We start from the raw sequence: 11,932 nt of genomic DNA, 5'->3' as shown, positions 1-11,932 counted from the left end.
CGTTCCGGCCGCCTCGTCGTCCCCGTCCCCCTCGTCCGCGGCGCCCCGGCCGTCGCGCACCTCGGTCCCCGCCACCCGCACCGCGAGCCCGTCCCCGTCCGCCGGCGACGACATCCCCTGCCTGGGCCCCCGCGTGTACAAGGAGGCCGCCCCCGGCGACGTCCCCCAGGTCTCCCTGCGCGGCGGCACCCTCGAGACCGCGTCGCTGACCATGTACAACTCGACCTACGTGGGCGTCGCCGATCTCCGCACCGCCAACGGCATCCTCAAGGCCCTGCGCTTCGACATGGACAAGGCCGTCAACAAGCCCTTCTCGCTGACCATCCCCGAGGCCGGCGGGCACACCACGCTGATCACGAGCGACGAGCTGACCACCGACGGCAACGTGCGCTTCTACACCCCGAGGTTCGAGGGCAAGCTCTTCGGCCTGATCCCGGTCACCTTCACCCCGGACCAGCCGCCCCCGCTGACCCTGCCGGTCCTGTGGTTCACCGACGTGACCATCAACCTGGCCTTCGTCCGCTGCGACACCCTCACCGCCGACCCGCTGAGGCTCTCCGAGAAGGCCTAGGAGCGACGCCGGGCGCGCCAGGCGTTGACGATCTCGTCGGGGTTCAGCGGGGGCAGGAGGACGGGCGGACCGTCGAGGAGGCCGGCGCGGGCCATGCGGAGCTGCTCGTTGAGGTTGGCCACATAGTCGCGGACCTCGGCCTCGGTGTGCCGGCGGTCGACCGTCTCCGCGAGGTCCTGCGCCTCGCGGCGCAGGGCGAGGGTCGGCGGCAGGGCCCCGGCGGTCGCGCCCTCGCGGCGCAGCCAGTCCTTGACCCACCAGTCCTCGTCGTACTCCTGGCCGTGGTCGCTCAGCGGCTTGCCCGCGCCCGGCAGGTCGTCGAACTGGCCCTGCTCCTGCGCCTCGCGGATCTTGCGGTCGATGTGCGATTCGTACCAACTGGCCACCGGAGGAAGTTTACCGAAATTCGTCCCGGCGGGGATCTACACCGAGGGGGGCCCGCTGGCCTACGGTGCTCGCTAGCCGAACGTTGTTACGAGGGGATAACCGTGAGCGAACGCGTCGTTGAACTCACCCGGGGCCGCTGGCGCGGGCTCGTCCGGCGGGTCGAGTGCGTCACCATCGCCCCGCGCGGGGAGACCAGGATCAGCATTGTGATCACCCTCGGCGGCGAGATCATCCGCACCTCGGAGCGGGTCTACGAGCGACAGTCCGACCGCGACAAGGCGCTCGGGCGGGTGGCCGACGACTTCGAGGCGATGGGCTACCGGCGGGCCCGGCGCGCGGCCTGACCCTCCCGGGGATCGGCGGATGCCGATAGGGTGGGCGCGTTACACGGCCGTAACCAGCTCGGGGGGTTCCATGTCCGGCACCACGTCCCGTCGCACCGTCCTGCGCGCCGCCGCCGTCGCGGCGGCCGCCGGTCCACTCGTCGGCGCTCAGGCCGCCCGCGCCGCGGGCCCGCACTACGTGCAGTCCGCCGGGGGCAGGGAGCCCGCCGCCGTCCGCGATCTCCGCGCCTTCATCGAGGAGCGCCTGACCCGCTACGACATCCCGGGCGCGGCCGTGGGCGTGCGCTACCGCGGCGTCGACCACGTCTTCGGCCTCGGCGTCACGAACATCGCCGACCCCGCGCCGGTCGACGCCGACACCGTCTTCCGGATCGCGTCGACGAGCAAGACCTTCACCGGCACGGCGATCATGCGGCTTGCCGAGCACGGCCGGATCGACCTGGATCGCCGGGTGCGCCACTACCTGCCCGATTTCCGGGTCGCCGACGAGCGGGCGTCCGAGCGGGTCACCGTACGCCAGATCCTCGACCACAGCGCCGGCTGGCTGGGCGACTTCTTCCTCGACCCGGGCTCCGACGACGCGGCGCTGGCCCGCTACGTCGAGGGCATGACCCGGCTGCCGCAGCTGACCCCGCCCGGCCGGGTCATGCACTACAACAACGCCGCCCTGAGCCTCGCCGGGCGGGTGATCGAGGCCGTCACCGGCACCACGTACGAGCGGGCGGTCCACGACCTGCTGCTCGCCCCGCTGGGCCTGGACACCTCCGCGTTCACCCTCGACGACCTGCCGGGCGCCACGGTCGCCGTGCCGCACCTGCCGGACGCCACCGGCGCGCTCGTGCCCGTCCCGGCGGCCTTCGCCATCCCGCGCAGCATCAACCCGGCCGGCGGGCTGATCTCCAGCGCCCGCGACCAGCTGCGGTGGGCCCGCTTCCATCTCGGCGACGGCCGGGTGCCCGGCGGCGGCCGGCGGCTGCTGAGCGAGCGCTCGCTGCGGGCGATGCGCTCGCGCCCGGGCCCCGCCGGCACGCTCTACGTCGAGATCGACGGCTTCGGCGTGACCTGGATGATCCGGCCCACGGCCGAGGGCCCCCGGGTGCTGCAGCACGGCGGCGACTGGGACGGCCAGCACTCCGGCTTCCTGATCGTCCCGGAGCGCGACTTCGCCCTGACCGTGCTGACCAACTCGGAGACCGGCCCGCTGCTGACCCTGGACCTGTTCGCCGACGACTGGGCGCTGGACCGCTTCCTGGGCCTGCACAACCTGCCCGCGGTGCCCAGGTCGCTGCCGGCCCGCGAGCTGGCGCCCTACGCCGGCAGCTACACCGCGCGGCAGATCGGCTTCCAGGGCGAGGAGGCGGCGATCACGCTGGACATCGCCGCCGGCGACGGGCAGCTCGTCGTCAGCAGCGGCGGCGTCGAGGCGCTGCGGCTGGCGTTCTACCGTCGCGACCATGTGCTGGTGCTCTACCCGGACGGCTCCGAGCAGCACATCCGGGCCACCTTCGGGCGCGACCCGGACGGCGGCATCGCGTGGTTCCGCTACGGCGGCCGCCTCTACCTGCGCGGCCCCGCCACGCTGGCGGCCCGCTCGTCCGCCGGACTGCCCCGGCCCGGGACCCTGCCCTATCCGGCACGCTGAGCGAGCGCCCGCCGGCCGGCACGCAGCCGGCGGGCCTCCGCGGGGTCGGTCACGGGGATCGCCGCGAGGAGCTCCTTGGTGTACGGGTGCTGCGGCTGCTCGTACACGTCGGCGACCTCGCCCAGCTCCACCACCCTGCCCTCCCGCAGCACCGCGACCCGGTCGGCGATCTGGCGCAGCACCGCGAGGTCGTGCGTCACGAAAACCATGGTCAGCCCGCGCTCGCGCCGGATGTCCTCGAGCAGCGCCAGCACCTGCGCCTGGGTGGTGACGTCGAGTGAGGACACCGGCTCGTCGCACACGATCAGGCGCGGCGCGGGCGCGAGGGCCCGGGCGATGCCGACCCGCTGGCGCATGCCGCCGGAGAGCTGATGCGGATAGCGGTCGTACTGGTCGGCGCTCAGGCCCACCCGCTCCAGCAGCCGCGTGGCCTCCGCACGCGGCGTCGCATGCCCCTGCAGGCGCAGCGGGTCGGCGACGCTCTCGCCCACCGTCCGCCGCGGGTTGAGCGACGACATCGGGTCCTGGAACACCATCTGCACCGAGCGGCCCCGCCGCTGCCCGATGTCCCTGCCGCCCAGCGTGATGCGGCCCGCCGACGGCGGGATCAGCCCGACCATCATCCGGGCGAGCGTGGTCTTGCCGGTGCCGCTCTCGCCGACGATGCCGAGCGTCTCGCCCTCGCGCACGTCCAGGCTGATGCCGTCGACCGCGCGCACCGGCGGCGACCGGAACCCACGCTGCCGGAAGTGCCGGCGCACGTTCGCCAGCCGGAGCAGCGGCGCGCCCGTGATCTCGCGGCGTGCGGACGGGCGCGGCACGGCGGCGAGCAGCTCCTTCGTGTAGCCGGCCCGCGGGGACACGAGCACCTCGTCCGTACGCCCGGATTCGACCGCCACGCCGCGCCGCATGACGATGACGTCGTCCGTGGCGCCCGCGACGACGCCGAGATCGTGGCTGATCAGCAGCAGGGCCGCGCCGGTGGTGGTGCGTACCTCGTCGAGCAGGTCGAGGATCTGGGCCTGGACCGTCACGTCGAGGGCCGTGGTCGGCTCGTCCGCGACGATCAGCCGCGGCCGGCACGCGAGGGCCATGGCGATCAGCGCGCGCTGGCGCATCCCGCCGGAGAACTGATGGGGGTACGCGTCCGCGCGCCGCTCGGCATCGGCGATGTGCACCTGCCGGAGCACTTCGACGGCCCGCGCCCGGGCGTCCCGGCGGGAGGCGCCGGTGTGCAGCCGGTAGACCTCGGCGATCTGGTGCCCGATCGTGTGGAACGGGCTCAGGGCGGTCAGCGGCTCCTGGAACACCATGGCGATCTCGGCGCCGCGCAGTGCCGGGGTGACCGGCGCCCCGGCGAACTCCAGCCCGCCGGTGACCGTCGCCCCGGTGTGCAGGCCGAGCAGGGCCAAGGCGGTCGCGCTCTTGCCGGAGCCCGACTCCCCCACGATGCCGAGCGCCCCGCCCTCGTCCAGCTCGAAGGAGAGCCCGTCGACGGCGGTGGTGGCGCCGAAGCTGATCCGCAGGTCGCGGACCGACAACAGGGTCATGTCAGCTGCACTCTCGGGTCGACGGCGGCGTAGAGGAGGTCGGCGACGGCGTTGGCCACGACGACCAGGAAGCCGGTGAGCAGGATGACGCCGACGACCACCGGCAGGTCGATCTGGTTGACCGCGCCGACCAGCAACTGGCCGACGCCGGGCAGGCCGAACATGGTCTCGGTCAGCACGGCGCTGGCCATGATCGCGGCGAGGTCCATGGCGGTCAGCGTCACCAGCGGGACGAGGGCGCCGCGCAGGGCCCGGCTGCGCAGGATGCGGCCCTCCGGGATCACGTACGCCCGGGCCGTGCGCACGTAGTCCTCCCCGAGCGCTTGCTCCAGCCCGGCCCGGGTGAGCCGGGCATAGGCGGCGGACTGGATCACGGCCAGCGCGATCCAGGGCAGGATCAGGTTCTGTGCCCAGAGCAGGGGGTCGGTGGTGAACGGCACGTACTGGGGGAAGGGCAGCCACTGCAGCCGGACGCAGAAGAGCAGCAGCAGGAACAGGCCGACCAGGAAGACCGGGACGGCGTAGCCGGCGAGGACCAGCCCGTTGACCAGCCGGTCGAGGACGCGGAAGCGGCGCAGCCCGGCCAGCGAGCCGGCGCCGATGCCCACGGCCAGCGACAGGATCTCGGCGCCGACGGCGAGCGACGCGGAGACGGGCAGCCGGTCGGCGAGCAGGGCGGTCACCGGCTGGTCGGTCTCGAAGGAGTAGCCGAGGCAGGGCGCCGGGCAGTGCCGCACGTCGGGGCCCGCCGGGTAGTCGCGGCCGGTGAACAGCCCCTCGAGGAAGTGCCAGTACTGGACGATCGCCGACTCGTCGAGCCCCATGGCGGCGCGCACGTCGGCGAGCCGTTCCGGGGTGCAGCCCTTGCCGCAGGTGAGCACGGCCGGGTCGCGCGGGGCGAGGTAGAAGAGGGCGTACACGATGGCGGAGAGGGCGAGCAGCACCAGCACGGCCCCGGCGACGCGGCGCAGCAGCAGGCCGATCATCGCAGCACCTCGCTCTGCCGGGGGTCGAGCGCGCGGCGCACGCCGTTGGCGACCAGGACGAAGGCGAGCAGCGTGACGAAGAGCAGCCCGCCGGGGAGGAAGACGTACAGCGGGTCGGCGCGGAACCAGGTCGTCGCCGACGACAGCATCTGGCCCCAGGACGGGGTGGGCGGGCGGACGCCGACGCCCAGGAACGACAGGCCCGCCTCGCTGATCATGTTGCCGGGCAGGACCAGGGCGGCGTAGGTGAGCACCGGCGCGGCCAGGCCGGGCAGGATCTCGCGGCGGGCGACGCGCAGCGGGCCCGCCCCTGACACGCGCGCCGCGGCGACGTAGTCCCGGGTCTTAAGCGACAGCGTCTCGGCGCGGGTGATGCGGGCGGTCCCGGCCCAGCCGAGCAGGGCGATGACCACGGCCAGCAGGACGGGCCGCGGCCACGACTGCGGCACCACGGCCAGCAGGGCGATGGCCAGCACCAGGCCGGGGAAGGCCAGGGTCAGGTCGGTGAGGCGGCTGAGAACGGCGTCGGCGTACCGTCCGCCGAGGCCGGCCGCGACGCCGATGCCGACGCCGAGCACCAGTTGCAGCAGCAGGGCGGAGAAGGCCACGCCGAGCGAGACGCGGGCGCCGTAGACGACGCGGGCGAACAGGTCGCGGCCGGTGCCGGGTTCGACGCCGAGCCAGTGGTCGCCGTCGAGCCCGCCGAGCGGGCCGGTGGGGACGCCGCCGCGGGCCGAGTCGAGCAGGTCGTTGTGGTAGGTGGTGGGGTCCTGCCCGGCGAGGGCCGTGAGCAGGGGCGCGGTCAGGGCGACGAGGACCATGACCGCGGCGACGACCGCGCCCGTGAGGAAGGCGCGGTCGCCGAGCAGGCGGCGCAGGGTGGTCACTGGTCCGTCGTCACTTAACCGAGATCCGGGCCAGGTCGTAGGTGCCGCGCCAGCCGTCGGGCACGGCGTTCTTGACGTTCTTGCCGAACAGATAGACGTCCTTCTCGTGGGTCAGCGGGACGGTCAGGGCGAGCTTGCCGAGCTTGGCGTCCAGGGCACCCCAGCGCTGCTGGGCCTGGGCCGGGTCGGTCAGGGCCTGGATGGCGTCGATCTCGGCGTTGACCGCCGGGTCGTCGTACTGGGCCAGGTTGAAGTTGCCGCCCGCGGTGATGATCTGCCGGCCGTCGAAGATCGGAATGAGGAACGGGCCGCCGGAGGGCCAGTCGGCACCCCAGCTCTGCAGCGACAGCCCCGGCTGCGTCGACGGCTTGCCGGTGACGTCGCGGTAGGTGGAGCTGTCGATCGCGTTGAGCGTCACCGTCACACCGGCCTGCTTGAACGCCTCCTGGACGGCGGCGGCGACCTTCGGGCCGAGACCGCTGGCGTCGTCGTTCTCGTGGGCCAGCTCGATGGTCAGCGAGCGCTGGCCCAGCAGCTCTTTCGCCTTGGCCGGGTCACCGTTCGCACCCGCCGGGAAGTAGTCGTACTGCTGGTAGCCCAGCGCCTTCTGCGGGGGCAGGAACGTCGTCGAGGGGCCGGCGACGGCGCTGCCGCCGAGGGCGTTCACGACCGACGTGCGATTGATCGCGTACGAGAGGGCCTGTCGCACCTTCTCGTCGTCGAAGGGAGCCTTCTTGGTGTTGAACGCGAGGTACGTGGTCGACGGGAACTCGCCGCGCGCGACCCGCTTCTCGAGCTGGCCGCCCGTGCCCAGCTGGGCGAGCTGCTCGGGGCCGACCACGGCGTCGGTCGTGACCGCGTTGGCGTCCTGCCCCGCGCCGGCGACGAGCCGCTGGTTGATGACGGCCGCGTCGAGCCCCGCGGTCACCTCGATGCGGTCCGGGCACGCGTAGCGCAGCTCGTCGACGTCGCGCTTCCAGTGCGGGTTGCGGACGAGCACGAGGCTCTTCTTGGGGTCGTAGCTCTCGACCTGGTACGGGCCGGAGGAGATCGGATGCTTCTCGTACTCCGTGCCGGTGTCCTTGGCCTTGGGCACGGGCGCGAACTGCGTGGCGGTGGCCAGGTAAGGGAAGTCGCCCTCGGGCTTGCGCAGCTTGAAGACGATCGTCTTGTCGTCGGGCGTCTCGATGGCCTTGATGCCGCCGGGCTGCTTGTAGGGCCCCTGGTAGCCGGCCGCGTCGACCAGCCAGTCCCGCAGGTAGGGCGCGCCGCCGGGCAGCTCGGGCGCGAAGGAGCGCTCGATGCCGTACTTCACGTCGGCCGCGGTGATCGGCGTGCCGTCCTCGAAGAAGATGTTGTCGCGCAGCGTGTACGTCCACGTCTTCGCGCCGTCGGACGGCGTGCCGAGGTCGGTGGCCAGGTCGGGGGCGGGCTTGGTGCCGGCCTCACCCTCGAGGCGGTTGCGCGTGGTCAGCGTGCGGAACAGCAGCGACGGGATGTTGCCGCCGCCGGAGGTGTAGAGCCGCGCCGGGTCCAGGTGCGTGATGCCGCCCTGGTTGAGCACCGACAGCGTGCCGCCCTGGCAGGTCGCCGGGTCGAACGCGGCGCCGGTCGACGGGTCACCGCCGGTGCCCTGGCAGCCCGCGAGGGCTCCGGCCAGCAGCGCGGCGGACAGGGTCAGGGGCAGTGCGGTACGCATGGGCGTCCTCGGGTCGGTCCGATCGGAACACGCACACTATCCATAGGTTTGGTAGGCGATGCAAGCCCGTCGATCCCCCTGTGACGCTACCCATAATTCCTATCGATTGACTAGGCTGTAGGCCCGACCCGGCCCGGCAGGAGCACGCGCATGACCCCTTTCCTGGAGACGCTCATCGCTTCCTGCGCGCTCGTGCCCGCCCGGCCGGGATTCGTCGGCGTGGAGGTCGACCTCGTCCCGGCCGGGCGGCCCGCCGCCGGCCGGGTGCCGCTGCGCCACGGCTTCCTGGAGGTACGCCCCTCCGGACCGGCCGTCCTCAGCGGCCCGCCGTCGCCCGGGGCCGCCGTGGCGCTGACCCGGATGACCGCCGACCTCGCCCTCGCCGGCCCGCGCACCTTCACCGGTGGCGTCCGGGTGAACCTCGAGGCGGGGCTGGACGAGCGCGGGCTGCTCGGGCTGCCCCGCCGCTGGGCGCTGGCCCACGCGGTGGCGCCGGTGCTGGCAGCCGCCTTCGCCAACTCCCCGCTGCGCGACGGGCGGCCCACCGGCTGGCGTTCGCTGCGCCAGGCGTCCCGGATCCCGCCCGCCGCCGCTGATCTCGCGGCGCACCTCGGCGCCGCGGACCTGCCGGTCAGCGCCCGCGGCCACCTCGCCGTCGACGTCGCCGACGCGCAGGCCGGCGACGACTGGCAGGTCCCGGTCGCCGTGATCACCGCGCTGCTCGACGAGCCCCGGGCCGCCGTGCAGGCACTCGGCGCCGTCGAGCCGCTGCGCGGCGAGGCCCGGCTGTGGGAGCGGGCGGCGCGCGACGGGCTCAGCGACCCCATGCTGGCGCGGGCGGCCCGGCTGTGCTTCGTGGCGGCGTACGAGGGGCTGGCCCGCCAGGGCGTCGGCCGGGACACGCGCGACACGGTGGCGGCCTTCGCCGACCGGTACGTGATGCGCGCCCGCTGCCCCGCCGACGACGTCCTCGCCTCGGCGTGATCGGCCGCCCGCTACAGTCACGGGCATGTGGCGCGGCGGGGACTGGCGGGCTCTGGAGAATCACGTGCGGGCGGACTTCCGGCGCACGGTCGTCTACGGGCTGCTCGCCCTGGCCGCACTGATCACCGGCCTCGAGGTCGGCGGCGTGACCTCGGCGTCGATGCGGGACCGGCTGATCGCGTACGGGTGCGCCCTGCTCGTGGCGATCTTCGGCGTCGCCGCCAGCCGCACCGCCTCGCGCGAGGTGCACCGCATCAGCGTGGCGCGCGCCGGCGAGGTGGCGGCCACCCCGCTGCGGCTCATCGTGCTGCTCGGCGGCTACCTGATCGCGCTGTTCTCGGTGCTCGACCTCGTCGGCCTGGGCGTGCGCAACCTGCTCCTGGGCGGCGCGGTCACCGGCGTGATCCTGGGCCTGGCCGCCCAGCCGGTGCTGAGCAACCTGTTCGCCGGGCTGGTGCTGCTCTTCTCCCGCCCCTACGTCCCCGGCATCCGCATCCGCGTCATGTCCGGCGCGATCAACGGGCCACTCGAGGGCGTCGTGGTCTCGGCGGGGCTGCTCTACACGGTGCTGGAGACCGACGAGGGGCCGCTGAACATCCCGAACAACGTGCTGCTCGCCTCCGCCGTCGGCCCGGCGCCCCGCGAGGAGTCCACGGCCGGCGACAGCGCCGCCGACGTCCCCGCCCTCCACCTCGCGGACCAGGCCGGTGCTGCGGGCGGCGGCGCTGCCGGCGCTGCGGGCGGCGGTGCCGCTGCCGGCGGCAGGGATCCGGAGGGCGACGACACGCGGCCCGCTCCGGCGGCCACGAAGGACGAGGAGTGACGGATCCTGTGACCATCATCGCGCACATCAGCGACCCGCACCTCGACGGCAGCGAGCGGGCGCTGGCCCGGACCCGGCGCGTCATGACCTTCCTGCGCGGCTGCGCCGTCGACGCGATCCTGGTGAGCGGCGACCTGGCCGACCACGGCTCGACCGACGAGTACGAGCGGGTCAAGGCCGAGTTCGTCGCGGACGTCCCGGTGTTCCTGCTGCCCGGCAACCATGACGACCGGGACCCGTACCGCAAGGTGCTGCTCGGCACCACCGGAACGGCGCCGATCAACCAGGTCCACCGCGTCGGAGGGGTGACCCTCGCCCTGTGCGATTCGAGCATCCCGGGCAGGCCCGACGGCCTGCTGGCCCCCGAAACCCTCGACTGGCTGCGCGACGTCCTCGCCGCGGCGACCGAGCCGGTCCTCGTCGCCCTGCACCACCACCCGATCCCGCTGGACAACCCGCTCGTCGACGGCATCGGCCTGCGCAACCCCGGCGACCTCGCCGCGGTGCTCGGTGCGGCGCCCTCGGCCGTCGCCGTCCTCTGCGGACACGCCCACGCGGCCGCCGCGGGCAGCTTCGCCGGCCTGCCCCTGGTCGCCGCCCCGGGCATCATCTCCACCACCCGCCTGCCGTGGACCACGACCGACGAGCTGACCTGGTCCAATGTCGCCGACCTCGACGACGTGCCGGGCGTGGTCTTCCACGTGCTCCAGGACGGCCGCCTGACGAGCCACTTCCGTACCGTCTAGCGCCTGTCCCGCCGCGGGCCGCCGACGATCGGCAGGCCGGGCCGGCAGGTCGGTGCGCCGCACGAGCCGTCAGAGGCCGGCCAGGGCATGGGTGGTCCGACGGCCATGGCGTCGGCAGGCTGTGACGGCATCGCCTCAGGTGAGCAGCGCCTCGACGGCGTCGGCCAGGTCGGGCGCCGGGCGGCGGGCGTCGAGCTCGAGGGTGGCGCCGCGGCGCAGCAGGGGCTCGACCTCGCGCAGGTTGGTCTCGATCTCGGCGCGCTGGCGGGCGGTCTTGCCGTAGGGGTTGTCGGGGCGCTGGGCCACCCGGGCGAGGATCACGTCGAGGGGCGCGCTGAGCAGCACCACGTGGGCGAAGCGGTCGTAGAAGACGCCCTGGTTGGCCACCGTGCCCGACACGACGAGGCCGGTGCGGGCGGCGAGCAGGGCGGCCATGCGGGGCTCGTCCCAGGTGCCGTCGGGCAGGACCCAGCCGTCGTAGTCGGTGTCGAGCGTGTCGTGGCCGCGCCGGGCGAGCTCGCGGAGCAGGGTGGTCTTTCCCGTGCCGGACATGCCGGTCACCAGCAGGCGGGTCACACCGGCGACTCTAGTCAGGCTCGGGGACGGAAGCTGTCGAAGATCAGCCGGAGGTCGTCGCGGGCGGCGGACCAGTCGCTGTCGGAGGTCTCGAACCAGAAGCCGTACGCCTGCTTGTTGCTCGTGATGACGCCACGGTTGTTGACGTGGCGGCGGGAGCTGGAGCCGTCGAAGGTGAACTCCCAGTCGGCCGCCTTGCGGAAGTAGTCGACCTCCTTGATGTGGACCTCCTTGTAGCCCGGGAAGTCGCCCGCCGCACGGCGCTCGTCGCGCTTGCCCTCCCAGTCGGCCACGGGGTCCCACTGGGGCGAGGTGGTCTGGTCGATGCCCAGGGTGCGGCCGTCGCCCCGGAAGTAGACCATCCCGTCCTCGTCCTTGGTGCGCTTCCAGCCGGTCGGGACGTACACCTTGAAGCCGGTCGGGTCCGTGTAGTCCTTCCAGCCGGCCGGCTTCGGCGGCAGTGTCCGGCCCGTCGGGGAGGCGGGCGGCTTCGACGTGGCCGCCGCGGGCTGGGAAGTCGAGGAGGGCGCGGCGGACGAGGGCACGGCGGAGGAGGGCGCCAGGGACGGGGCCGGCGACGGGGTCGCAGCCTGCGACGGTGTGGAGGCGGCGGGCGGCGGCGAGACGGTCTGCCGGTCGCGGTCGTCGGGGCGGGTGGCCCAGACGGCCACGCCGCCGGCGAGCAGGGCGGCCAGGGTCGCGCCCGTCACGGCGTACCGGCGGCGCAGGCGGTGGGG

General features: G+C 73.8%; 11 protein-coding genes and 2 pseudogenes. 6 read left to right on the top strand and 7 right to left on the bottom strand.

Going from position 1 to position 11,932, the window contains the following annotated elements; all coding sequences use genetic code 11:
• A pseudogene (locus RBH18_RS40445) lies at positions 1 to 571 on the top strand (hypothetical protein); the annotation flags it as partial.
• On the opposite strand, the gene RBH18_RS40440 reads toward RBH18_RS40445, so the two are convergent.
• A complete protein-coding gene (locus tag RBH18_RS40440; protein WP_306215819.1) occupies positions 568 to 957 on the bottom strand; it encodes a DnaJ family domain-containing protein in 390 nt (129 codons plus the stop codon). The pseudogene RBH18_RS40445 and the gene RBH18_RS40440 sit on opposite strands and share 4 nt — an antisense overlap.
• A gap of 102 nt (positions 958 to 1,059) precedes the next feature.
• Between RBH18_RS40440 and RBH18_RS40435 the strand changes: the two genes are divergently transcribed.
• Together RBH18_RS40435 and RBH18_RS40430 are read left to right on the top strand one after the other, a co-directional pair.
• Positions 1,060 to 1,302 carry a hypothetical protein gene (locus RBH18_RS40435; protein WP_306215818.1) on the top strand — a complete coding sequence of 81 codons (243 nt, stop codon included), beginning with the start codon at positions 1,060 to 1,062 and terminating at the stop codon, positions 1,300 to 1,302.
• Between the two features lie 70 nt (positions 1,303 to 1,372).
• Positions 1,373 to 2,944, top strand: a complete 1,572-nt coding sequence (locus tag RBH18_RS40430; RefSeq protein ID WP_306215817.1) for a serine hydrolase domain-containing protein — start codon at positions 1,373 to 1,375, stop codon at positions 2,942 to 2,944.
• On the opposite strand, the gene RBH18_RS40425 is transcribed toward RBH18_RS40430, so the two are convergent.
• Genes RBH18_RS40425 through RBH18_RS40410 form a run of 4 tightly spaced genes read right to left on the bottom strand, consistent with a single transcriptional unit; the run spans position 2,929 to position 8,066 of the window.
• Positions 2,929 to 4,494: a dipeptide ABC transporter ATP-binding protein gene (locus RBH18_RS40425; protein ID WP_306215816.1), complete on the bottom strand. Its 1,566-nt coding sequence runs from the start codon at positions 4,492 to 4,494 to the stop codon at positions 2,929 to 2,931. The genes RBH18_RS40430 and RBH18_RS40425 overlap by 16 nt on opposite strands.
• Positions 4,491 to 5,480, bottom strand: a complete 990-nt coding sequence (locus tag RBH18_RS40420; RefSeq protein ID WP_306215815.1) for an ABC transporter permease — start codon at positions 5,478 to 5,480, stop codon at positions 4,491 to 4,493. The genes RBH18_RS40425 and RBH18_RS40420 overlap by 4 nt, the downstream gene beginning before the upstream one ends.
• Positions 5,477 to 6,367: an ABC transporter permease gene (locus RBH18_RS40415; protein WP_306215814.1), complete on the bottom strand. Its 891-nt coding sequence runs from the start codon at positions 6,365 to 6,367 to the stop codon at positions 5,477 to 5,479. Before RBH18_RS40415 ends, RBH18_RS40420 begins: the two co-directional genes overlap by 4 nt.
• Before the next feature lie 10 nt (positions 6,368 to 6,377).
• Positions 6,378 to 8,066, bottom strand: a complete 1,689-nt coding sequence (locus tag RBH18_RS40410) for an ABC transporter substrate-binding protein (RefSeq protein WP_306215813.1) — start codon at positions 8,064 to 8,066, stop codon at positions 6,378 to 6,380.
• A 150-nt stretch (positions 8,067 to 8,216) separates the two neighbouring features.
• Here RBH18_RS40410 and RBH18_RS40405 point away from each other — a divergent pair, with 150 nt between their 5' ends.
• From RBH18_RS40405 to RBH18_RS40395, 3 genes are read left to right on the top strand one after another with little or no spacing between them, the layout of a single operon-like run.
• Complete coding sequence (locus tag RBH18_RS40405) at positions 8,217 to 9,050, top strand: glutamate-cysteine ligase family protein (protein WP_306215812.1); 834 nt, start codon at positions 8,217 to 8,219, stop codon at positions 9,048 to 9,050.
• A gap of 25 nt (positions 9,051 to 9,075) precedes the next feature.
• Positions 9,076 to 9,873, top strand: coding sequence for a mechanosensitive ion channel domain-containing protein (locus tag RBH18_RS40400; protein WP_306215811.1), 798 nt, complete (start codon positions 9,076 to 9,078; stop codon positions 9,871 to 9,873).
• Positions 9,870 to 10,619 carry a metallophosphoesterase gene (locus RBH18_RS40395; protein ID WP_306215810.1) on the top strand — a complete coding sequence of 250 codons (750 nt, stop codon included), beginning with the start codon at positions 9,870 to 9,872 and terminating at the stop codon, positions 10,617 to 10,619. The genes RBH18_RS40400 and RBH18_RS40395 overlap by 4 nt, the downstream gene beginning before the upstream one ends.
• Before the next feature lie 135 nt (positions 10,620 to 10,754).
• Here RBH18_RS40395 and RBH18_RS40390 read toward each other — a convergent pair whose 3' ends face one another.
• Positions 10,755 to 11,195, bottom strand: coding sequence for an AAA family ATPase (locus tag RBH18_RS40390; protein ID WP_306215809.1), 441 nt, complete (start codon positions 11,193 to 11,195; stop codon positions 10,755 to 10,757).
• Between the two features lie 14 nt (positions 11,196 to 11,209).
• A pseudogene (locus RBH18_RS40385) lies at positions 11,210 to 11,932 on the bottom strand (serine/threonine-protein kinase); the annotation flags it as partial.

Source organism: Actinoplanes oryzae, assembly GCF_030757795.1.
GTDB lineage: Bacteria > Actinomycetota > Actinomycetes > Mycobacteriales > Micromonosporaceae > Actinoplanes.
The sequence above is the reverse complement of the archived record's forward strand: the minus strand, read 5'-3'. Positions and strand labels throughout refer to the sequence as shown.

Coding starts and splice junctions, on each gene's coding strand:
- RBH18_RS40430 (WP_306215817.1), top strand. CDS start 1,373: ATGTCCGGCACCACGTCCCGTCGCACCGTCCTGCGCGCCGCCGCCGTC.
- RBH18_RS40420 (WP_306215815.1), bottom strand. CDS start 5,480: ATGATCGGCCTGCTGCTGCGCCGCGTCGCCGGGGCCGTGCTGGTGCTG.
- RBH18_RS40410 (WP_306215813.1), bottom strand. CDS start 8,066: ATGCGTACCGCACTGCCCCTGACCCTGTCCGCCGCGCTGCTGGCCGGA.
- RBH18_RS40425 (WP_306215816.1), bottom strand. CDS start 4,494: ATGACCCTGTTGTCGGTCCGCGACCTGCGGATCAGCTTCGGCGCCACC.
- RBH18_RS40405 (WP_306215812.1), top strand. CDS start 8,217: ATGACCCCTTTCCTGGAGACGCTCATCGCTTCCTGCGCGCTCGTGCCC.
- RBH18_RS40400 (WP_306215811.1), top strand. CDS start 9,076: ATGTGGCGCGGCGGGGACTGGCGGGCTCTGGAGAATCACGTGCGGGCG.